Here is a 23,578-nt window from a genome sequence, read left to right as displayed (position 1 = left end):
AATTTAAAATGTAAGATTTTTTGTGTGGAGATAGCGATTAATTCTGAATACAGAAACGCCTGTAAAATGTGTCATCCGAAAGAAGAAGTAGAAAATCAAAAGATGCCAAGCAATTTTGGTCATCAAAATGTATGACTTGGCCACATTTGTGTAAAAGGTTGAGAAGATAATTTTGTTTCATTAGATTTTGTATTTAATATCAATTTAAATAATAATCCAACACATGCCGTGACTTGGTTGATAACTCATGAAAAAGAATCTCTCGAACCTGAAAGTTCAAAGATGTAATTTTTCAATTCTGAATATTTGCTATCAATCAAATGGCATTAAACAAAAATAATTTTGTAATAAATAATGGGAATAATTAAAGATAATAAATTACAACCAACTTACAATCAATTTATTACAATTTATTTTTTTCCATTTCTTTTATAATTTAAACTTTACATTATAGACAAGTACCTCCATTTAGCAATGTATTGCAATTACAAAAAAAAACCTGCAAGAATTAATTCTTGCAGGCCATTTTCTATAGTTTAGGTAGTTGGAATTCATTGTAAATTTGACATCCCTCCTACTGCTAACTTTTAAATCTATTTCACTTCTTCAAAGTCTACGTCTTCAACATCACTGCCTTCGTTAGACTGTCCGCCTTCAGCTCCTGCATCAGGTCCTGGTTGTCCACCACCCTGAGCATCTGCTTGTGCTTTGTACATCTCTTCACTAGCTACTTTCCAAGCTTCATTGATTTTCTCAAGAGCAGGATCAATGACTGCGATATCTTTAGAGTCGAAAGCAGTTTTCAATTCTTCTAACGCTTCTTCAATTGGTTTTTTCTTATCATCAGATAATTTTTCACCAAATTCTTTCAACTGACTTTCCGTTTGGAAAATCATAGCATCAGCAGCGTTTAATTTGTCTGCTTTTTCTTTCGCTAATTTATCAGCATCAGCATTTGCTTCAGCATCAGCTCTCATGCGTTTGATTTCTTCTTCAGTCAGTCCAGAAGACGCTTCAATACGAATGTCTTGTGTTTTTCCTGTCGCTTTATCGCCAGCAGTTACGTGAATGATACCATTGGCATCAATATCAAACGTTACTTCAATTTGAGGCGTTCCGCGTTGTGCTGGTGGAATACCATCTAAATGGAAACGTCCAATAGTTTTATTATCGGCAGCCATAGCACGCTCACCTTGTAATACGTGGATCTCCACTGAAGGTTGATTATCTGCAGCTGTTGAGAATACTTGCGATTTCTTAGTAGGAATTGTCGTGTTCGCTTCAATTAACTTCGTCATCACATTACCCATAGTTTCAATACCTAGAGATAACGGAGTGACATCAAGTAATAAAACATCTTTTACATCTCCTGACAATACACCACCTTGAATTGCAGCACCTACGGCCACAACTTCATCAGCGTTTACACCTTTACTAGGTTTTTTACCGAAGAATTTTTCAACCGCCTCTTGTACAGCTGGGATACGTGTAGAACCACCAACCAAGATAACTTCATCAATATCTTCTTTTGAAAGACCTGCAGCTTTCATTGCATTTTGACATGGCTCAATAGTACGTTTTACCAAATCATCAATCAATTGCTCAAATTTAGCTCTGCTCAACGTTCTAACCAAGTGTTTAGGACCGCTTGCTGTAGCTGTTACATAAGGTAAGTTGATTTCAGTTTGTGCTGAAGATGATAATTCAATCTTAGCTTTCTCGGATGCTTCTTTTAAACGTTGAAGCGCCATAGGATCTTTACGCAAATCGATATCTTCTTCTTTTTTGAATTCGTCAGCTAACCAATCGATGATTTTCTCATCTACGTCATCACCACCTAAGTGAGTATCTCCTTCTGTTGACAATACTTCAAAAACGCCATCACCCAACTCAAGGATAGACACATCATGTGTTCCACCACCAAAGTCAAAAACAACTATTTTTTGATCAATTCCTTTTTTATCCAATCCGTAAGCTAAAGCAGCAGCAGTTGGTTCGTTAATAATACGACGCACCTTTAAACCTGCAATTTCACCAGCTTCTTTTGTAGCCTGACGTTGAGAGTCATTAAAGTAAGCTGGTACCGTAATAACAGCTTCAGTAACCGTTGTCCCTAAATAATCCTCAGCAGTTTTCTTCATTTTTTGAAGAATCATTGCTGATAATTCTTGTGGGGTATATAAACGACCGTCAATATCTACTCTTGGCGTATCATTATCTCCTTTTACCACTTTATATGGTACACGTTCTGCTTCTTTTTTAGATTCAGAATACTTATTACCCATAAAACGTTTAATGGAAGAAACCGTTTTTGTAGGGTTTGTTACCGCTTGTCGTTTTGCTGGATCACCAACTTTAATTTCACCACCTTCTACGAAAGCAATGACAGATGGTGTAGTTCTTTTACCTTCTGCATTAGGAATTACAACTGGCTCGTTACCTTCCATTACCGAAACGCAAGAGTTGGTTGTACCTAAATCGATTCCAATTATTTTACTCATAATATATGTTTTGTGTTGAATTATTAATTTTTTATTTCTCTTTGTATATGTCAATCATTGTGCCATGACAGAAAATGTGACAAGGTGTCATTTTTACAAAATATTTTGGCATAGTTATGAGCCTTTATCGCAATACATTCGTAATTTTACAATTCACCAAAAAAAAATCTCATGAAAAAGATCGCAACCTTATTATGTGTTATAGCCTTAACATTCACGGCCTGTTCAGGCGACCAAGGCCCTCCAGGACCTCCAGGACTGGATGGTATTAACGGCGGAATTATTACATCATCTGCTTTTGAAATAGATGTCAATTTTAATGCTGCTAATAATTTTTCAATCACTGAAAATTATGGCTTCGATGTCAAACCATCTGATGTTGCACTGGTTTATATTTTATGGGAAACCGATAACGGCACAGACATCTGGCGTTTACTCCCACAAAGCGTCGCTTTTGAAAGTGGTACTTTGGTATACAATTTCGACTTCACCCAAACTGATGTGCGTTTCTTTTTAGACGGCACGGTCGATTTAAATACATTGGATGCAGAATGGACCCAAAACCAAGTGTTTAGAGTGGTAGTCATTCCTGCTGATAATGTGGACGCCGTTGACGTTTCTAATCTAGACCAGGTCATGAAAGCGAATAACATCAAGAATTTTGATCTGAAATAATTTTAAATACATTATATATTAGTAAAGGATGTTTTTTAAAAGCATCCTTTTTTTTATACATATAATTTAAGGTCATAAAAGTGAATGTAATGATGATGATGCCAAATCACTAACTATTATTTAATTTTGGTAAAACCTTGTTCTTTCCGGCAGATTAAGCCTTTTCGCTTAAACTATATGGCGTTTATTTTTTACTATCTTCTCCTTAATAATGTCAGGTAAATTGACCTAATTTAAACAGTTTCAAGCAGATAAATTGTCTTCTTATTTCTGGGGCATTTCAATTCCGTTTTGAAGTAAAAAGAGGCTATCTTTGTACCTCTAAATCGTTTTCGTTAATGGAGTGTATTTCAGTATTCGACATGTTAAAAATCGGCGTTGGCCCATCAAGTTCCCATACTTTAGGACCTTGGCGTGCTGCGGAACGCTGGATTAAGGAATTAAAGGACAGCAAAAAATTTGATAAAGTTGAACGTATCACCGTAGACCTCTATGGCTCTTTGTCCTTGACCGGTAAAGGTCATGCCACCGATTATGCTGTTATTTTAGGTCTTTATGGCGCCGACCCTGAACGTATTCCCATCGATACTCTGGAATCCATCATCGCCACTGTAAAAAGCACCCATACCTTATTATTTAATAACGAAGTTGCTATTACATTCGACCCTGCAACAGATATCGTCTTCAACCGAAAGTTCTTACCCTTTCACGCCAATGGTATGAAGTTCACCGCTCTCATTGACGGTCGAAAAACAAGTTCGACTTTCTATTCCATTGGTGGCGGATTTGTGGTTAAAGAAGAACGCAAGGTTTCTAAAAAGAATCATAAGATTTTCGAAAACACCTTCCCTTACCCAATTCGGTTGGGGACAGAACTCCTCGCCTATTGTAAGGAATTAGATTTACCCGTGTCCAGTGTGGTCTTAGAAAACGAGAAATCCATCAGAGCTATGGACACGATCGATTTTGAGTTGCACCGAATTTGGGACACCATGTTGGAGTGTATGTATACTGGTTGTCACACTGAAGGGCATTTACCCGGCGGTTTAAATGTCAGACGACGCGCCTATGACATGTACGAAAACTTAAAAGGTGACATCCCCTATAACGATCCGCAGGAATGGTTGGAAACCATTAGACAAACAGAAGTTAAATTCAGACAGATTTTAAAATGGGTCAGCTGTTTTGCTTTAAGCGTCAATGAGGTCAATGCTGCCTTAGGGCGAGTAGTAACAGCACCTACAAACGGTAGTGCCGGCGTAATTCCATCAGTGCTCATGTACTATTTAGTTATTGAAAACCATGAAGGTGATTTTGAGCATATCAAAAAATTTCTTTTAGTTGCGGGAGAGATTGGTAGCATTTTCAAGAAAAATGCCACTATTTCAGCAGCTATGGGTGGGTGTCAGGCTGAAATTGGCGTGTCATCCGCCATGGCCGCAGCTGGATTATGTGAATTGTTGGGAGGTTCTCCTGAACAAGTTTTGATTGCCGCGGAAATTGCTATGGAACATCACCTCGGATTAACCTGTGACCCCATTGGAGGCTTAGTGCAAATTCCCTGTATAGAACGCAATGCGATGGGCGCTTTAAAAGCAATCAATGCTGCAGAGCTGGCGTTGAATACCGATCCTAAAAACGTAAAAGTGCCTTTGGATAAAGTGGTGCAGACCATGTGGGAAACTGCTAAGGACATGAATACAAAGTATAAGGAAACCTCCGAAGGCGGTTTGGCCGTAAGCGTGAATTTATCGGACTGTTAGTTAAATAAACCTAGTACTATTGGATTCTTTACACGAGTGGCTGTATGAATTCAAACTAGTTTGTAATTATTTTTACACTATATTTCGATCACCAAAAGCAGCGTTTCCCAAATACAGTTGATGAGTTACTCACCCTTTAAAATAGTGTTCTATATTATAGCCACCCTAGTGGTATTGTTTGGAGTGACTTATCTGAGCATCTCCAAAAGTCTCCCCAACGGAAAAACCCAAGAAGGGTTTTTTATGGGTGATGTTGATATCAAATTCCCCACACACAAGAGTTTTCTTGAAAACCAAGGTCAAGATCGTGCTAAGATTAAAAGTTTAGACAGCATCGTGACCAACGTAGAGAATTTGGTTAAAGATTTGGATAAAAATTCTAGTACTTCCAAACCAAGCATTCCTGATTTTAAAAAAATTGACACCTCTAAAGTACAGCGCATCAACTATCCTGATAACCGATCAGCTTTTATTTCACAATTGCGCGAAAATTTGACAAATAGCCGCGCCCGCATCATTCATTATGGCGATTCGCAATTGGAGGGCGACCGTATTTCTGGATATCTCAGGAATCGTCTGCAAAGTATGTATGGCGGATCGGGTCCTGGATTTGTGCCTATCGTTCAGGTTTATGAGCAAATAAGCGCTAAGGTGACGCCTTCTGAAAACTGGACGCGGCACGCTTATTTTGATCCCACCCAAGAAAAATTTTCACATAAAAAATACGGAGTGTATTCGTCGCTGTCACGTTTCACGGAAGCTTATGATTTTGTGGATGAGCTGCTGTTAGATTCCTTAACCACTAGAAAAGCCAGTATCACAATTGGCATTCCCAGCAAATCCTATGCACTGTTAAGAAATTTCACGTCTATCGGATTGCATTATGGCAATGCCTTAGCACCAACCACCATAAAAGTGTATAATGACGGCGCCTTAATTGCCTCAGAACACTTAATTGCGGACGGCGCTTACCATAACTTCAACATCCAACTCTCAAACACCCCTTCCAACCTTAAAATTGAATTAGAGAGCAAGATCAGCCCAGATTTTTACGGCCTCACTCTCGACGGCAATAGCGGGATCTCTTTGGATAACGTTGCCATGAGAGGCTCTTCAGGAACTATTTTTGCGGGAACGAATAGCGTCAATTTTCAAAACATGCTGCAGCAGTTACAACCCAAACTACTGATTTTTCAGTACGGCGGTAATTCCGTGCCTTATCTTAAAGATTCGTTAGCAGTCAATGAATACGCAGGATACCTTAAAAACCATATCAATTGGGTAAAACGTAAAAGTCCTAATGCCAGTGTTATTTTTATTGGTCCTTCAGATATGACCACAAATGACAATGGGCAGATGAAAACATACCCATTACTTCCTTATCTCAATGAAACTCTAAAAGACATTTGCACGACAATTGGCATTGCATTTTGGAGCATGTTTGACGCGATGGGAGGTGAAAATGCCATGCAACATTGGGTGGACCAAGGTTTGGCCGCCAATGACTATACCCATTTTTCGCCGTCTGGCACCAAAATCATCTCAGAATTGTTCTTTTTGGCCTTGTATTTAGATTTAAATGATCATCAATGAAACGTATCATAATTACCCTTTTTATAATCTTCACCTCAACTCTTTTCGGACAGAATTTTATTCTGGATAGTTTGACTCCCAAATTTGGGCACTTGATTAATTTTGAAGCGAATACTTTTAAAATGGCGGAAAACTCCCCGACATTTCATCAGTTCTTCGCTAAAATGGATTCCATTTATACCGGGAAAAAGCAAAAATTGCATATTTTTCATATTGGTGGTTCCCATATTCAAGCAGATATCTATTCCAATAAAATAAGGACTTACCTTCAAAACACCAATACAGTTTCTCAAGGCCAACGGGGCTTTGTTTTTCCGTATCATCTTGCACACACTAACAATCCCACCAACTATGAGATAAAAGCTACCAAAACAAAATGGCAAGGATACCGTTCTTCAATTAGAAAAGACAGCATTGCTTGGGGTTTGGCAGGGATAACTGCCGCATTCAGAGGGAAGTCAGATACAATTTATGTCAAATCCAATTACCGCAATTACACCAATCAACCTTATGAATTTAATAAGCTCAGGGTATTCTATAATACGTGGAAATCAGATTACAATTTGACCGTCCTTAACCCTGACCTGGTCATCTCTGACACTTTAAATCTCGATAAAATGTATCGGGAGTTTCGCTTTAATAAATTGATTGACGAAGTCGCTTTTTGTTTGGAATTAAAAGATTCCACCCAAACCGATCCTGAGTTTGCCTTAATGGGCATGGAATTCATGAATGACGATGAGGGCATTGAATACACCAGCATTGGCGTAAACGGTGGAAGTTTCGCTTATTTTAACCGAGCGGCCTACTTTGAAAAACAATTGCAACTTTACACACCGGATTTATTTATTATTTCTCTTGGCACCAACGATGCGTATATGCCTAAAAGCGAATTTGATCCCGAAAAATTTCGTGCCTATTACGAAGCTTTTATTCTAATGATCCAAAGAGCAAATCCTAACTGTGCTATTTTATTGACAGTTCCTAATGACGATTATTATAAGCGAAAAATTCCCAACCCCAATACTGCCTCCCAACAACAAGTAATCATGGAGTTATCGAAAAAATACAATATGGCGGTTTGGGATTTATACGATGTTATGGGCGGACTGGGTTCCTCAAATAAATGGTACCAAAATAAATTGATGCCCAAAGATCGGATCCATTTTACACAGTTGGGCTACAGCCTGAAAGCCGATTTATTTATGGAGGCCTTTATTAGTGCTTGGGCACAATCAACCCACAGAAACAAAGCGGAATTGTTGAAGCACTACAAAACATTAAATGAATAGGTTACAGGATATTTTTACGTTTTCGGAAGATTTTCCGCTGATTTTTACCCAAGCAAATTTTTGGATCTTTTTTGCCGTCGCCTATTTTTTGTTCGCACTGGTGCATAAAAAAATAACGCTGCGCAATTCTTATCTTTTCCTAATCTCGCTTTTCTTTTACTATAAAACCAGCGGGTTTTTTATCGGAATTCTCATTTTCAGTACGCTCGTAGACTATATCATCGGGCGGAGTATTTACAAAAGTGAACATCAAACCAAACGCTATATTTTGGTCACTATTAGTGTGGTAATCAACTTAACGGTGCTGTGTTATTTTAAATACGCCTACTTTTTCACCGATTCGTTTAATATGCTTTTCCAGACCAATTTTGAAGTGGTCAATTGGCTGGCCCATTGGGGTAATAGTTTTAACGATCAGAATTATTTTACGGTAGATAAAATTATTTTACCCGTAGGAATTTCGTTTTATACTTTTCAAACTATAAGTTATAGTGTCGATATTTTTAGAAGAAAATTAGTGCCTTTAAAATCTGTTCTCGACTTTGGATTCTATGTCAGTTTCTTTCCACAATTAGTCGCGGGACCCATAGTAAGAGCGGAAAATTTTGTCCCTCAAATCTCTCAGCCCACGGTGATTACCAAGGCAGATTTTAATGCTGGCAGCTTTATGATTTTAAAAGGATTGATCAAAAAAATGATCTTTGCTGATTTTATTGCCATGCATTTTTTAGACCGGGTATTTGATGCCCCTGAAATGTTTTCTGGCTTTGCAAATGTGATGGCAATGATTGGCTATTCGTTGCAAATTTATGGCGATTTTTCTGGCTATACGGACATCGCTATCGGCTTGGCCTTATTGATGGGCTTCAAATTGCCCATCAACTTTAATTCGCCCTATAAAGCCACTAATGCGGGCGATTTTTGGAAACGTTGGCACATTTCACTCTCTACTTGGCTACGGGATTATTTGTATATCCCGTTGGGTGGTAATAGGAAACGCACCGCTGCTTCCTATATCATCTTAAGTGTTATTTTATTGGGCGTGCTTTATGCCTATCAAGATTTAGTTGTGGTGGCAGTAGTCCTGACTACCGTTTTACTCATCTATATTTTATCGCTGTTTAACACCACTATAAAATCGCAAATTAATACTAATATCAATTTGATGCTCACCATGCTCATTGGCGGACTCTGGCATGGTGCGTCATGGAAGTTTGCAATTTGGGGCGGTTTGAACGGTTTGGGGATTGTGGTTTATAAATTTTGGCGAAAAATAAGTCCATGGGAAACAAATACCCAATGGTATGCCCGCTGGTGGAAAATTTTAGTCACCCTTACCTTTATCACCTTCACCCGAATATACTTTAGGGGAGAAAGCATGGATCATATTGCGAGGTGGTACAACCAGGTGGCCTACCACATGGATTGGCATTATGCTTTGGATATTTTAGTGCACTATCAAATGGTGTTTTGGGTCATGTTATTTGGGTATATAAGCCACTGGTTGCCGGAATCTACAAAAGCAACCATCGAAAGTTTATACGCCAAAAGTCCTCCAGTTGCTAAAGTGATGATTGCCGCCAGTGTGGGAATTATTTGTTATCAAGCATTTTCTTCAGATTTTCAACCGTTCATCTATTTTCAGTTTTAAAATTCGGCAACCATTTCTAGTTACAAAGGAGTGCATTTACTAGCGCTACTTGGGGATTTCCTTTCTAAATCTGATTTCATTTAAATAATCTCACTATTTTTACAGCAAGAAAACAAAATACTATGTCTGTAGCAAAAAAAGACTATAAAAGAATCACCGTGAAAACTTTGGTAGACATGAAAGCCAACGGCGAAAAGATATCCATGCTTACCGCTTATGATTATACCATGGCCAAAATTGTGGATGGTGCGGGAGTCGATGTGATTTTAGTTGGCGATTCTGCAAGTAATGTCATGGCGGGTCATGAAACTACCTTGCCCATTACCTTGGATCAAATGATTTATCATGCTGCAGGCGTAGTGCGTGCCATTGAACGTTCATTAGTGGTGGTCGATTTACCTTTTGGAAGCTACCAAAGTGATCCCAAGGAAGCCTTGCGTTCTGCAATCAGAATTATGAAGGAAAGTGGCGGCCATGCGGTCAAGTTAGAAGGAGGAAAAGAAGTGAAAGAATCCATCAAACGTATCCTAAATGCGGGAATTCCGGTGATGGGTCATTTAGGTCTGACTCCGCAATCTATCTATAAATTTGGAACCTATACGGTGCGCGCCAAAGAAGAAGAGGAAGCAGACAAACTTAAAGAAGATGCTTTGATGCTCGAACGCATTGGTTGTTTTGCCATTGTTTTAGAAAAAATTCCAGCCAAATTAGCCAAAGAAGTCGCCGAAAGTATTTCTATTCCTGTGATCGGGATTGGTGCTGGTAATGGTGTGGACGGACAGGTATTGGTATTGCACGATATGTTGGGAATGACCCACGAATTCCACCCGCGATTCTTACGCCGCTATATGAATTTATACGAAGATATGACCAGCTCTATTTCACAATATGTAAAAGATGTGAAATCGGTTGATTTTCCTAATGATGACGAACAGTATTAGGGTTTTTTAGTTGGCAGTTTTCAGTTTTCAGTAGGCAGTAAACAGTTTTCAGTTGGCAGTTTTCAGTAGGCAGTAGGCAGTAAACAGTTGACAGTTGGCAGTTGGCTGTAAGCAGTGGGTAGGTGATTGAGAGCTGGTGTTAGTGTAAATTGTCTTAACATAAAATCGTAAAAATATAGTGTCTAAAATACTTTCAAATAAAGATAATCTCCAAGTTCTTTACGAAGACAACCATATTATCATCATTAACAAGCGTGCAGGCGATATTGTTCAAGGTGATAAAACTGGGGACACGCCATTGAGTGAAGTTGTTAAATCCTACATCAAAGAGAAGTACAACAAGCCTGGCAATGTCTATTTGGGCGTTGCACACCGATTAGATCGGCCTACAACAGGTGTAATTGTGTTTTCTAAAACTAGCAAGGCATTACCGCGACTCAATAAATTATTTGCTGAAAAGGACGCCAAAAAAACTTATTGGGCATTGGTGAAGCAAATGCCTCCAAAAACGGAGGACACGCTGGTGCATTGGCTCAAAAAAAATCCTAAAAACAATAAATCTACGGCTCATACCAAAGAAATCTCTGATGGAAAAAAGGCCATACTCCACTACAAAGTTTTAAAAACGCTGGACAATTATTATTTAATTGAAGTGGCTTTAGAAACCGGACGTCACCATCAAATCCGCTCTCAATTATCGAGCATTGGCAGCCCTATTAAAGGCGATCTAAAATATGGTTTTGATCGCAGTAATCCGGATGCCAGTATTTCTTTGCATGCCAGAACCTTATCCTTTGTGCACCCTGTTTCCAATGACATGATTCATGTAGAAGCTCCGCTACCAAAGGATCCACTTTGGGATGCGTGCTTGTGATGCGCTGTATGAATTTAAATGCATCAGTATAAACCAAAAAAGGCTCGACATTTCTAACACTTTTTGTGCAATCAGATTAAAATCTTTAGCTTGACAAGGGAATCCTTACAGCAGTTCCAAAGCTTTTGATGCGCGTTTGGTGATGGGATATGAAATAGAAAGCACGGTGCCTTGATCCGGCGAAGAAATCAACTCAAAGTCCGATTCTACCAACGCTGCCCTACTCTTCATGTTTAATAACCCAGAACGCTCAGTAACAGCGTCCATCAAAAATCCCACCCCATTATCGGACGCCTTCATTTGCAACAGGGCGGGTTGATAATCTAAAGTAATGGTCAGTTGGCTCGCTTTAGAGTGTTTTACGGTGTTAGAGATAAATTCCTGTAAAATTCTGAATAAGATAATGCTATCCTTACTGTTTTCAAATGTTCTGACTTCACCAGTTACCATAAGATCAGCCTTGATCAATTTCAATTTATTGAGCCGCTTTAATTCATAGGCAATGGACTCCATAAAGCCTCTATTTTGAATCACCTCCGTATTTAAAGATTTGGATAAGGCTCTAACCTCACCCAAACTTTCTTTAATAATCTTTTGGGTTTCTATATATGGTTCTTTAATATCTGCACCAATTTTCACGCCCAACATTCCCAATTGCATACTGGCCAAAGACAGCAATTGCCCTATATTGTCATGAAGTTCCTGACCAATATATTTTAGAGTCTGTTCCTGTATTTCCACACGGGTTTGTGATACGGCTTCCTCAAATAGCTTCTGTTGTTTTACCTTATCCAAAAGCAATTTATTTTTTCGATGTTGAAAAATGATAAAAAAGACCACAATGAGTGTGGTTACAATTACCAAGACGGCAATCATATATATTAACAAATACCTTTGGGCATCTGTACTAATCAGTTGTTCTCCGGTTTGCACCATAATAAAGCAATAGTAAAAGATAAATACATACATATATTAGCGGCCAAATAAATTTGCCATTTTAAGATGACAAAGTTCCAATCGGCCGTGGAAAAATAAATTTCGTAAAACAACAACGGCGTCGTAATTAAATACCAGAGTAAAATGACGGAACTTATCCAAAAGTAGATGGATTTGTAAAAAGTCAATACTTTATCGCTCTCTAAAACTTCAATAAAATAAAAACAAACACATAACAATACCAAGAATGAACCTGCTACAAATATCCCTATCCGATTATTAGCGCCTAAAGTTTCTACATTTAAAAATAAATCTACTAATGCACCAATAAAAAACAAAGCCGCTGCCACACGCATAAAACGTTTTCTACCGGGATGACTCAAAATTTTGCTGTAAAAAAACATAAAAAATAGCGCCGTGCCTATACCCCATAATAGGGTATAATACAGATAGTTTTTTTCAAATACGGTACCTTCAATAAAATGATAGACATTTAAACGCGCAAAAATTACAGGGTAACTCCCCAAACAATCCACAAGGGCTGCATAAACTAAGAATCCAATAAAATAGCTTACAGCGGTTTTTTTATATTTTTTAAAACAAATCAGACCGGTCAACGCCGCTATTATTTCGACAGCATAATTGATTGTGAAATAATTTTGCCTGAAAAATTCATCCATTTTCTGATCTATTGAGGATAATTAGCACTTGGTGGATTGCCATTACCTCCCATATCTAATCCCTCTCCATCAGGTAAATCTCCGCTCCCATCAGCTATAGAGAAATTAAACATGGCGGCTTTAGATTTATGGGATATTCCGGTAGGTACAAAAAACATGGTCGTGTAGCCAGCTTCCCCATTGAGATCAGGATGTGCTCCTAAATAAATGCGGATACCATCCATCGTATGGCCTTGTTCCTTAGCCTGATTTTCAGCATAATTAAGATAGGTGCGCACTTGATCCAAGCCATACCATGACGACCGGTTATCACCTCCTTTTCTGTTTACAATGGAATCACTTATCAATTTGTAGCGGGTATTGTAAGCGGCATCCAAAATTTTTGCTTGTTCAGGAGAAATGAGTCCTTTAGGAGCATTGATGGTAAGATCGGTATCTGGTTTGGACAAATAAACATAGCTTACCAATGCGCCAATCAGAATTCCTATAATAAGTAAGAGTAAATTTTTCATATTTGGTTGGTTTAAGTTAGTTAGACACTAAAAATGAAATGAAATCGTAATATGGACCTCTAAACTATCAAGATTTACGCTTTAATCCTATTAATGAGCAATTTTAAATGTAAATTTTTCTCCTGGTGTTTTTTGTGATAACTGATTGATGGCCATTTCTGTAAGCTGTAAAATTCTTGGATATCCACCAGTAGTTTGACAATCGCGCATCAAAATTATCACTTGTCCTGCTGGGGTGAATTGCACCGTACCGGGTAAAACAGGCCCTGTTATGATGCTCTGCAATGAATTATCAAGAACCCCTTCTAATGGATAGGCCATTCTGTTACTATCTTTTGAAACCGTGAATTCTTGCTGTACTAAAACTTGCTGCTGGGATTTAGAAAGCTTTCCGAATTCCACGCCTTTAAAAACGTGGAGTTTATCAGTCTCAAAATGGGAAATCGGTGTTTTAACATGGGCATTTGAATGGTTATCTACTAAAGGTTGTGCAAGAATGTCTAGCTGATCATTTTTTGTAAGGCGCTGTTGCTGCGTGATGTGTTGGCACATGCTCCTACTCCCCATAATATTCGGAGATTGAAACCCTCCCAAAACAGCAATATAGCCTCTACACCCCAAAACACGTTGACCAAACGTGAGGACGTCTTGTTGTTTGATGTGGGTAACTGAATTATTCTCAATAGCCACTCCGTTTAATTTGGGGTAACTCTGCATTCCGGTGATGCAAATGGCAGTCGCGATGTGAAATTTCAAGGTTGGAGCCAATACTGTAAATTCTAAAACAGCAGCATGGTCCTGATTGCCTAAGATTGAATTTGCCAATGAAGCGGCATACTGATCCATGACACCAGAAGATGGCACTCCCAAATGTTGATATCCAAAACGACCTAAATCCTGAATGCTATCATATAAACCCGTTTTTAAAACCTCAACCATCATACACCTCGCTTTCTAGCTTATAATTGCCATTTTTAATACGTTCTATAATAGCAGCATGCCCCACTAAATCTATAGCTACAAACTGAATGCTATCTCCAGCATTTGCGAAACACGGATGTTCACTCTCAGGATCAAAAAATGTAATGGGCGAATTCCCAATAATGTTCCAACCTCCAGGACTTGCGTTTGGATAAATACCCGTCTGTTCACCACCAATACCAACCGCACCTTTTAAAACGTGAGGCCTCGGACGCTGACGCCTGGGCATGATAAGTCGGTTATCTAGGCCTCCTAAGTATAAGAACCCAGGTAGAAATCCTATAAAATAAACTTTGTATACAGCTTCAGTGTGCCATTGAATAAGTTCAGCTATTGAGCAATTTTTTGCGGCGGCTAATGCCTCTAAATCGAGCCCATATTTGACATCATAACAAACAGGAATCTTCCAGAGTTTAGATTGGAGCGGCTTACTTGCAATGACCTTATTCCTCAGCGATTTTAAGCGTTCAATCTCGTTTTTATAATCAAGTTCGAATGTATTATAAGCAAGAAGTAAAGCGTTGTAGGTGTTAATGACTTGAATAGTATCTTTAGAATATTTCAGAATATTTTCTTTATACCGCAGTAAATCTTTAAGAATTTTAGGATCAATTTTTTCCGGCCATTGAATCAAGATGGATTGTTCTGAAAAACGCGTATATGTCAGTTTATAAGAGCTCAAAATTTATACTATAGCAACATGATTTTGGGTTAGACATTCGGTCAACTGTTTTAAGTGGGACTCAGCATTAGGATGATCGCCATGAATGCATACGGTCTCCGCTTTTAGGGTAACCGTTTTACCCGTAATCGTTTTGACCTCTTTACGCAACACCATATCAAGCACCTGTTGGCAAACCTGATTTGAATCAGTAAGCAAAGCTCTAGTGTCAGATCGTGATACTAAGGTTAAATTTTCATTATAAGCCCTGTCTGCAAAGGCTTCCAAAACCACAGGAATACCTTCTTGAATGGCTAATTCTGCAACGCGCGATTGGTAAGGTGCATAGAGTTTGATCGTATTGTCAAATTGCTTCATTAAGTCCACCACTACTTTGGCATAACGCTCATCTGTATTGGCTAAATTATAAAGCGCTCCATGAGGCTTAATATGATCTAAATTTTCATTTTCAGCCTCTACATGTTTTAGAAGCTCTTGCACTTGATTTATTAAAGATTTTAACAAGGTAGTATCATCCAAATCCATAGGGACACGTCCAAAATTTTCTGTGTCAGGAAATGATGGATGTGCTCCAATTTTCACCTTATTTTGTTTTGCCAGAGCAATTACGGATAGCATTGTTTGTGCATCGCCAGCATGACCGCCACAGGCAATATTACACGAAGACAGAAATGGCATCAATTCCCTCTCATTATTTAGGCCTTCGCCAACATCTGCATTAATATCTATTGATTTTCTATTCATTAAAAAAAAACTAAGCCTTGAGACTACTTGATTCATAATTATCGATTCTAAATAATTTCAAAAACTTTTAAAATACTCTTTGCGCCTAAAAATAATGCCAATCCTAAAATGATGTAGCCAATAATATTCTGTACTACTGTGTTTTTATAGGCTCCTAAAATACTCGATTTGTTCATCACCCATAACAGAAACGCCGCAATAATTGGCAACAATAAACCATTGGTAATTTGGGCAAATTTGATAATTTCAATCGATTTGAAACCGATAGACGAAAACAAAACACCCAGGCCTAAAATACAAATCCAAACGGTTTTAAATTGTTTCGATTTCATATTGGTGGACCATCCTAAACAACCAGTTGTGACATAAGCTGCTGCTAGGGGTGCCGTAATGGCGCTGGTTATGCCTGCAGCAAATAATCCGATGCCCAAGAAATACTTGGCAAACTGCCCAAATAAAGGCTCAAGACCTATTGCCAAATCGGCCGCACTCGTTATGTTTTGGGCATCAATGGCGGCAGCTGAAATGATAATGCACATGGATACAATACCACCCAATACTACGGCTACGATAGTATCTTTACGTGCATATTTTAAATCCGTTTCATGATGCCATTTTTCCTTGACTAATGAGGCATGTAAAAAAAGATTATAAGGCACGACGGTGGTGCCAATTAACCCTATAATTGTTAGCAGGTTTGCCTCTGTGACTTTCGGAATAAATAATCCTTTAAAAATGGCGGACAAATCTGGTCTTGTGATGATCGCGGTGAGGAAAAACGCTACACTCATCAGAATAACGAATGTGACCAGCACCCGCTCCAAAACTTTATAATTTCCAATATACAAAACTAAAAATGCGATAGCACCGATAATCAGACTTAAAACATTTAAATTAAAATCGCCAATAGCTACTGACGGATTGCCCACAATGGTTTCCAACCCTAACACCCCACCACTAATATTTCCAGCCTCGTAGGCGGCATTTCCAATAACAATGGCGGATAGGATTAAGAGTATGGTGAGTCCTTTCAAAATAGGATTATCAATTTCCGTTCTAATAACCTCAGCGAGTCCTTTTTGAGTGACAATACCTAAACGCGCTGACATTTCCTGAAGCACTATCGTGGCTAAAATTGACAAGCCCATCGCCCAAAGCAATGCAAAGCCAAAATTAACACCTGCCAAGGTACACACCGTAACTGTTCCCGGACCTATAAAAGCAGCAGCAACAAGAGGACCTGGACCAATATTTTTGAACCAATTTTTAATCACGCGCTACGGTGTTTAAGGCATAAATGGCGAAACTACCTAACCAATGCCCGCCTTAATAACTGTCGCCTACTATACTTGGCAAGGAATACTTGATATGTGCATTTGCGGTGTTTTTTAGATGTGCATATTCTGGTAAATCTTTGGCTATTTCATACAAGCTCCACGCCCTAGAAAAATTAACGCCATCTAAATGCACCAATTTCCCATCAGTTCTGTCGCTCACAATCCCTGGTTCTAACTTAAAGTTCTTATCTTTTAGTTGTGGCAGAAAATCTGTCAACCAATGTTCAAATTCTTGTTTAGGCAACACCCGTTTCATTAATGCCGCTTCTTCAAAACATGGCGATAAAAAATCAAATCCGCTTGGTTCCCACGATAATGGACAATTAGCATCTTGTAAGTAAAAATCTTTCGCGCGTTGCACAATGAGCGCTATTAAAGTATCATCTCCTACCGTTACAGCATAATCATAGGCAAAAGACAATCCGAAAGCTGTATTAGGATGCTCGCCAACCCGAATTGGATAATTAAGCTTTGGCAAAAATTCGATGTATTTTTCAACGATTAGATCGGTTAAAGGTTGCAGATTGGACTCTAATTCTCTTGCCAATGGGGCATCCCAAGTATGTAATTCTTCAGCAAGTTTCAATAACCACGCCCAACCATAAGTGCGTTCATAACTTGTATTGTGCTTCCCAAAAAAATATTGGACTTCATTTTGAATATTTTCTTTTGAAATGTTTTGCTGAAGCATTGTTGCAATGTCTTCTGCATTCTCAAGCTCAGGAAATTGTTTTAATAAACTTACCAAACTCCAATGGCCATGTACAGCGGAGTGCCAATCAAAACACCCATAAAATGCTGGGTGAAGTGTTTTTGGCTCTTGTAAATCGTCCTTACCACCAATGGTTTGTCCAAGTTTATTAGGATATTCTGTCTGGATGCAATGGATTGGTAATTGCGCTAACCGATTGGCTTCTTCCAAATGAAGTGTAGGTGCAGTTACCTTTTCAACTTCTGCAGTAGTCGTTATTGATACATTTTCCTTTTGTTCTTCGGATTGTTTGCAGTTTAAAACTAATAAAAAAGGAATAGTGAGTAGTAATGATTTCATGAAGATTGTATGATTTTTAGTACAGTGCTTATAAGTTATGCTTAATAAAATATTTCAATTCATTATAGGTCAACCCAACCAGCCATCTCTATCCAAACTTCTATATTGAATGGCTTCACTAATATGAGACCCGTTCACCTCAGCCACACCTTCTAAATCGGCAATAGTTCTTGAAACTTTTAGAATCCGATCATAGGCTCGTGCTGATAAATTTAAGCGTTCCATGGCTGTTTTTAAGAAGTTTTTGGAAGCATCATCCAGAACACAATATTGTCGGATTTGCTTGGTATTCATTTGCGCATTATAATGCACGTTCTGATTGTCTTGAAAGCGTTCGGTTTGCCGTTCTCTAGCAGCTGTAACTCGTTTTCTGATATCTATAGATGATTCGCCCTTACGTTCATCAGATAATTTTTCGAAAGGGACAGGTGTTACTTCAATATGAATATCTATGCGATCTAAAAGCGGTCCTGAGATTTTACTCGAGTAGCGCTTCCTTTATATAGGATAATAACAATAATTTACAACATCGATTAATTTAAACTGAAAATAAATAACACACTTACTACTGACAATATAATTGGAATAATTACTAACCACATAACCATCATACTTGTGTTTTTTTTCATTTCTTCAAGAATAATTAATTGTTCCTTTTGTACTTTCAATATAAGTCTAATGACTTGATCATTATCCAAATTTTGCGAATTAAAGTCTATGCTTTCAAGTTCTGATGATATAGTTCCCTCTTTCAGAATAGTATTTGAAATAATATCCATCTTAAGTCCCTTTTCAGTGGGCATTTGTAAGATTCTATTCTTATCGTATGGACTTATTTTATTTTCTCTACTTAATTGATTAAGTTTTTGTACTAATACATCTCTATCACTCATATTTAAATAATTTTTAAGCTTAAACTTAAGTAGTTTTATGGTACAAATCAAAAATTATGAACGATTTCAAATTTTATCTTCTTAAATTTAATTAAAGTAAAATTCAATTTAAAAGACGTAATTATAATAAATATCTTAAAGAAATTAAATACTTTTTGGTTCTTAACTATTTAGACATTTATCTCTATAATAATTAAAAATCAGTATTACTTAACCCAACCAGCCATCTCTATCCAAACTTCTGTATTGAATGGCTTCACTAATATGAGAACCGTTCACCTCAGCCACACCTTCTAAATCGGCAATAGTTCTTGAAACTTTTAGAATCCGATCATAGGCTCGGGCCGATAAATTTAAGCGTTCCATGGCTGTTTTTAAGAGATTTTTGGAAGCATCATCCAGGACACAATATTGGCGGATTTGCTTGGTATTCATTTGCGCATTGTAATGTACGTTCTGATTGTCTTGAAAGCGTTCGGTTTGCCGTTCTCTAGCAGCTGTAACTCGTTTTCTGATATCTATAGAAGCTTCGCCCTTACGTTCATCAGATAATTTTTCGAACGGGACAGGTGTCACTTCAATATGTATATCAATGCGATCTAACAACGGTCCTGAGATTTTACTCAAGTAGCGCTGCATCTCTGCAGGAGAAGAAGTTACTGGCGCATTTGGATCATTAAAATAACCGCCCGGACTCGGATTCATACTCGCCACCAACATAAATGATGATGGGTAAGTTACGGTAAACTTCGCTCTTGAAATGGTCACTTCCCGATCTTCTAAAGGCTGCCGCATCACCTCCAAAACATCACGTTTAAATTCGGGTAATTCGTCCAGAAACAAAACGCCATTGTGAGATAATGAAATTTCACCGGGTTGGGGATAACTGCCTCCACCGACCAAAGCGACATTCGATATGGTATGGTGTGGACTTCTAAAAGGCCGTTGCGACATTAAGCCTGTATTGTCCTTAACGCGACCAGCCACCGAGTGGATTTTGGTTGTTTCTAAGGCTTCTCGCATGGTCATGGGCGGTAAAATGCTCGGTAAGCGTTTGGCCAACATTGTTTTTCCAGCACCTGGAGGACCAATCAAGATGATATTATGTCCGCCCGCCGCTGCAATTTCCATACAGCGTTTAATGGACTCCTGACCTTTCACATCGGAAAAATCAAATTCCGGAAAGTCTAGGTTTTTATAAAACTCTTCCTGAACATTAATAGTGGTGCGCTCAATCGGTTCGTTTTTATCAAAAAAATCAATGACTTGCTTTATATTTTCTACACCATACACTTCTAAATCAGAAACAATGGCGGCTTCTTTAGCATTTTGCATCGGTAATATAAACCCTTTATAACCTTCTTCTTGAGCCTTAATCGCTATGGGCAACGAACCTTTGATGGGTTGCAAATTACCATCCAAAGCCAATTCGCCCATAATTAAATACTTGTCTAAATGTTCTGCTTGAATTTGCCCAGTAGCCGCTAAAATCCCAATAGCTAAAGTCAAATCGTAACTGGAGCCTTCCTTGCGTAAATCGGCGGGCGACATGTTAATGATGATTTTTTTTCCCGGAATTTTAAAGCCGTTGTTTTGTAGTGCAGCGGCAATACGATAGTTGCTTTCCTTAATCGCATTGTCCGGAAGCCCAACCAGATGATAGCCTACGCCATTATCGACGTTCACCTCAACGGTAATTGTTGTGGCCTCCACGCCAAAAACGGCACTTCCGAAAACTTTCTTCAGCATAAAGTATTGATTTTGTTAAATGTAGGAAGAATGCTATTAACTACAAAGTGGAAAATAGCTGTCGCTATCAAAATATCTCAAGAATCATGAATTTTATGCATAAAAGTCATGCTTATTTTATTTTTAATCAAAGTACTAAATAGCATATCTTAGTTGTACCAATCAAATACTATGAGCACTATTAAACGCATCGGGTTTCTCCTAGGACCATTAGCTTTTATCCTGATCCTACTCTTTTTTAAACCTGAAGGGCTTTCTCCAGAATCCAGAGCTATTTTGGCCTCCACGGCTTGGGTAGCCATTTGGTGGATTACTGAAGCCATTCCTATTGCGGTGACGGCCCTCTTGCCAATAGTATTGTTTCCGTTATCTGGCGGATTGGACCTTGGCACCACTACGGCATCCTTCGGACACAAGTATATTTTTCTATACATAGGCGGCTTCATCATTGCCATTGCCATTGAAAAATGGAACCTTCATAAGCGCATTGCCCTGAACATCATCAATTTTATTGGTTCTGACATTAAGAAGATTATTCTCGGCTTCATGCTCGCTACCGCGTTTTTGAGCATGTGGATTTCAAATACAGCAACGGCAGTCATGATGTTGCCTATTGGCATTGCCATCATCACCCAATTAAAAGACAATCCTCAAACGGTAGCAAATGAGACGGATCTATTTGGAAAAGCCTTGATGCTGGCGATAGCTTACAGTGCTTCCATTGGCGGTATTGCGACCTTAATTGGTACGCCCCCAAACTTGATTTTAGTGGGCGTCGTATCGAATATTTATGATTACGAAATCACCTTTTTACAATGGTTTATGTTTGGATTGCCTATTTCAATAGTGTTACTGTTTATCAGCTGGAAATACTTAACGTCTTACGCCTTTAACTTTGATCAGAAGGAATTTCCGGGAGGCAAGGCAGAAATTAAACGTTTGATGACATTGCTTGGTAAAATAAGTTATGAAGAAAAAATGGTCGGGATAGTTTTTGGAACCACAGCCTTCTTTTGGATCACCCGGTCCTTCCTATTTGATAAACTCATTCCGAAATTGGATGATACTATCATTGCCATTATATTCGCTATTGTGCTGTTCTTGATTCCTGCAAAAAATAAAAAGGAAAAACTAATGTCTTGGGAAGATGCCGTTAAATTACCTTGGGGCGTGATCCTATTATTTGGCGGTGGTTTAGCCATTGCTAGCGGATTCGAATCGAGCGGCTTGGCAGTATGGATCGGCAATCAAATGACCACGTTTGCCGGATTATCGACTATTATTTTAATTCTTCTACTGATTGCGGCGATCAATTTTTTAACTGAAATCACCTCAAACACAGCAACCACGGCCATGTTATTACCGGTATTGGCACCCATGGCCGTCATTGTAGATGTTCATCCTTTTGTACTAATGGTAGGCGCTGCAGTTGCCGCCTCTTGTGCTTTTATGTTACCAGTGGCAACGCCGCCAAATGCGGTGGTTTTTGGGTCTGGGTATTTAAGAATCCCAGATATGGTCAGCAAAGGCTTTGTGATGAATGTTATTTCTATTATCATCCTCACCTTGTTTGTCTATTTTATGTTGCCCCTGCTTTGGGATTTGACGGTGGAAGGGTTTCCGGAGGCGTTGATAAGATGAGTTTTTGAAGACACGAATTTCACGAATTCACACGAAATTATCAGTAATTTCTTTGGATTGACTTAAAATGTGTTATTACTGAGATTATTTTTTTTCAAAAGTTGTTAATTAGAATGCTCCTTCACAAACTCTAATGCACGTGTTTCGGTATAATAGAATCCCCCGCGCTGTACAAATCCCACGTGACCACCATGTTTTGGCATTTCTAAATACAAATTTGGATTGTTTTTGGCCGCTTTTACCGGAAAACATTCTGGGGTTAAAAAAGAATCGTTGAGCGCATTTATGATTAAACTCGGGATTTTAATATGAGGCAAAAACTGCAAACAGCTGCTTTGTTCGTAATAGTCTAAAGCGTTTTTAAATCCGTGGGCTTTTGAAGTGTACACCTCATCAAATTCAGTGAGTGTGGTAATGGAGTTTAAAACATCATCTGATAATTTATCGGGAAAAAGTTGTTGTTTCTCCTTTAAACTGGTCACCAATTTCTTTTTAAAACGGTCGTGAAACAATTTATTTTTCAAGCTATGCAATTGTTTGGCCGAATGCTGTAAACTACAAGGCACGGAAATACCAATGCACGCTTTAATCTGAACAGGATGGTCCTGTCGTTCTCCCATATACTTTAAAGCGAGATTCCCACCCAAACTAATGCCATAAATATATATTTCAGCGTAGTGTTTATCAGTAATGGCGTGCATTACAATATCATGCAAATCTTGAGTGGCACCCGAATGATAGGCATAGTATTTCCGATTCGGTTCGCCACTACAGCCTCTAAAATTCACACTGACGGCATCAATACCATTCTGATTGAACAATTTTGCCGTTCCTGTAAGATAAGGGCGTTGCCCGTTGCCTTCCAATCCGTGGAGCAAGATAATCACCTTATCCGACTTTTTCTCGGAATAGCTCCAGTCCAAGTCGATAAAATCGCCATCAGCCAATTCTAATCGCTCCCGATTTTGCTCTAATGCTACGGTTCTGAACAATCCGGAATAGACAGTGGCTACAAATCCTTTTCGGAATAAAAATGGTGCTTTAAATGAAGAATCTATAACGGGCATTTTATAATGTTTTAA

Annotated in this window: 20 protein-coding genes and 1 pseudogene; 8 read left to right on the top strand and 13 right to left on the bottom strand. The window is 38.5% G+C overall.

Annotated features, from left to right (window positions below):
* Positions 1-593 precede the first annotated feature (593 nt).
* Positions 594-2,501, bottom strand: coding sequence for a molecular chaperone DnaK (dnaK, locus tag ES711_RS02760; protein ID WP_146889587.1), 1,908 nt, complete (start codon positions 2,499-2,501; stop codon positions 594-596).
* Between the two features lie 171 nt (positions 2,502-2,672).
* Between dnaK and ES711_RS02755 the strand changes: the two genes are divergently transcribed.
* From ES711_RS02755 to ES711_RS02725, 7 genes are all read left to right on the top strand, one after another.
* Complete coding sequence (locus tag ES711_RS02755; RefSeq protein WP_146889584.1) at positions 2,673-3,176, top strand: hypothetical protein; 504 nt, start codon at positions 2,673-2,675, stop codon at positions 3,174-3,176.
* 338 nt (positions 3,177-3,514) lie between these two features.
* Complete coding sequence (locus ES711_RS02750) at positions 3,515-4,939, top strand: L-serine ammonia-lyase (RefSeq protein ID WP_146889581.1); 1,425 nt, start codon at positions 3,515-3,517, stop codon at positions 4,937-4,939.
* 120 nt (positions 4,940-5,059) lie between these two features.
* A complete protein-coding gene (locus tag ES711_RS02745) occupies positions 5,060-6,532 on the top strand; it encodes a GDSL-type esterase/lipase family protein (RefSeq protein WP_146889578.1) in 1,473 nt (490 codons plus the stop codon).
* Complete coding sequence (locus ES711_RS02740; RefSeq protein ID WP_146889575.1) at positions 6,529-7,824, top strand: GDSL-type esterase/lipase family protein; 1,296 nt, start codon at positions 6,529-6,531, stop codon at positions 7,822-7,824. The genes ES711_RS02745 and ES711_RS02740 overlap by 4 nt, the downstream gene beginning before the upstream one ends.
* Positions 7,817-9,475 (top strand): MBOAT family O-acyltransferase, encoded by a 1,659-nt coding sequence (locus ES711_RS02735; protein WP_146889572.1) that lies wholly within the window; start codon positions 7,817-7,819, stop codon positions 9,473-9,475. Before ES711_RS02740 ends, ES711_RS02735 begins: the two co-directional genes overlap by 8 nt.
* Positions 9,476-9,597: 122 nt before the next feature.
* Positions 9,598-10,416, top strand: a complete 819-nt coding sequence (gene panB / locus ES711_RS02730) for a 3-methyl-2-oxobutanoate hydroxymethyltransferase (protein ID WP_146889568.1) — start codon at positions 9,598-9,600, stop codon at positions 10,414-10,416.
* 178 nt (positions 10,417-10,594) lie between these two features.
* Positions 10,595-11,290, top strand: coding sequence for an RluA family pseudouridine synthase (locus ES711_RS02725; RefSeq protein WP_146889565.1), 696 nt, complete (start codon positions 10,595-10,597; stop codon positions 11,288-11,290).
* A gap of 105 nt (positions 11,291-11,395) precedes the next feature.
* Here the strand turns inward: ES711_RS02725 and ES711_RS02720 are convergent, their stop codons facing one another.
* The 11 genes and pseudogenes from ES711_RS02720 to ES711_RS02670 all read right to left on the bottom strand — a co-directional run bounded on the left by ES711_RS02720 (position 11,396) and on the right by ES711_RS02670 (position 20,855).
* Positions 11,396-12,226 carry a sensor histidine kinase gene (locus tag ES711_RS02720; RefSeq protein WP_246139107.1) on the bottom strand — a complete coding sequence of 277 codons (831 nt, stop codon included), beginning with the start codon at positions 12,224-12,226 and terminating at the stop codon, positions 11,396-11,398.
* Positions 12,202-12,906 (bottom strand): hypothetical protein, encoded by a 705-nt coding sequence (locus ES711_RS02715; RefSeq protein ID WP_146889562.1) that lies wholly within the window; start codon positions 12,904-12,906, stop codon positions 12,202-12,204. Before ES711_RS02715 ends, ES711_RS02720 begins: the two co-directional genes overlap by 25 nt.
* An 8-nt stretch (positions 12,907-12,914) precedes the next feature.
* A complete protein-coding gene (locus ES711_RS02710) occupies positions 12,915-13,418 on the bottom strand; it encodes a hypothetical protein (RefSeq protein ID WP_146889559.1) in 504 nt (167 codons plus the stop codon).
* 90 nt (positions 13,419-13,508) lie between these two features.
* Positions 13,509-14,360: a 5-oxoprolinase subunit C family protein gene (locus tag ES711_RS02705; protein WP_246139106.1), complete on the bottom strand. Its 852-nt coding sequence runs from the start codon at positions 14,358-14,360 to the stop codon at positions 13,509-13,511.
* Positions 14,350-15,081 (bottom strand): 5-oxoprolinase subunit PxpB, encoded by a 732-nt coding sequence (pxpB, locus tag ES711_RS02700; RefSeq protein WP_170245226.1) that lies wholly within the window; start codon positions 15,079-15,081, stop codon positions 14,350-14,352. Before pxpB ends, ES711_RS02705 begins: the two co-directional genes overlap by 11 nt.
* Positions 15,082-15,084: 3 nt before the next feature.
* Positions 15,085-15,825, bottom strand: coding sequence for a 5-oxoprolinase subunit PxpA (pxpA, locus tag ES711_RS02695; protein WP_146889553.1), 741 nt, complete (start codon positions 15,823-15,825; stop codon positions 15,085-15,087).
* Positions 15,826-15,872: 47 nt separating this feature from the next.
* Positions 15,873-17,099 (bottom strand): Nramp family divalent metal transporter, encoded by a 1,227-nt coding sequence (locus ES711_RS02690; protein ID WP_146889550.1) that lies wholly within the window; start codon positions 17,097-17,099, stop codon positions 15,873-15,875.
* Positions 17,100-17,151: 52 nt separating this feature from the next.
* Positions 17,152-18,213 (bottom strand): DUF2891 domain-containing protein, encoded by a 1,062-nt coding sequence (locus tag ES711_RS02685; protein WP_146889547.1) that lies wholly within the window; start codon positions 18,211-18,213, stop codon positions 17,152-17,154.
* 69 nt (positions 18,214-18,282) lie between these two features.
* Positions 18,283-18,708: pseudogene (locus ES711_RS02680) on the bottom strand (magnesium chelatase subunit ChlI family protein); the annotation flags it as partial.
* Between the two features lie 38 nt (positions 18,709-18,746).
* On the bottom strand, positions 18,747-19,106 hold the full coding sequence (locus tag ES711_RS02675) for a hypothetical protein (RefSeq protein WP_146889544.1): 360 nt from the start codon (positions 19,104-19,106) through the stop codon (positions 18,747-18,749).
* Positions 19,107-19,316: 210 nt separating this feature from the next.
* Complete coding sequence (locus ES711_RS02670; protein ID WP_146889541.1) at positions 19,317-20,855, bottom strand: YifB family Mg chelatase-like AAA ATPase; 1,539 nt, start codon at positions 20,853-20,855, stop codon at positions 19,317-19,319.
* A 171-nt stretch (positions 20,856-21,026) separates the two neighbouring features.
* Between ES711_RS02670 and ES711_RS02665 the strand changes: the two genes are divergently transcribed.
* Positions 21,027-22,496 (top strand): SLC13 family permease, encoded by a 1,470-nt coding sequence (locus tag ES711_RS02665; RefSeq protein WP_146889538.1) that lies wholly within the window; start codon positions 21,027-21,029, stop codon positions 22,494-22,496.
* A gap of 104 nt (positions 22,497-22,600) precedes the next feature.
* On the opposite strand, the gene ES711_RS02660 is transcribed toward ES711_RS02665, so the two are convergent.
* The gene (locus ES711_RS02660; protein ID WP_146889535.1) at positions 22,601-23,563 is read right to left on the bottom strand and encodes a YheT family hydrolase; all 963 of its coding nucleotides are present in this window, start codon (positions 23,561-23,563) and stop codon (positions 22,601-22,603) included.
* Positions 23,564-23,578 lie beyond the last annotated feature (15 nt).

The sequence above is a fragment of the Gelidibacter salicanalis genome, from assembly GCF_007997285.1.
Classification (GTDB): domain Bacteria; phylum Bacteroidota; class Bacteroidia; order Flavobacteriales; family Flavobacteriaceae; genus Gelidibacter; species Gelidibacter salicanalis.
The sequence above is the reverse complement of the archived record's forward strand: the minus strand, read 5'-3'. Positions and strand labels throughout refer to the sequence as shown.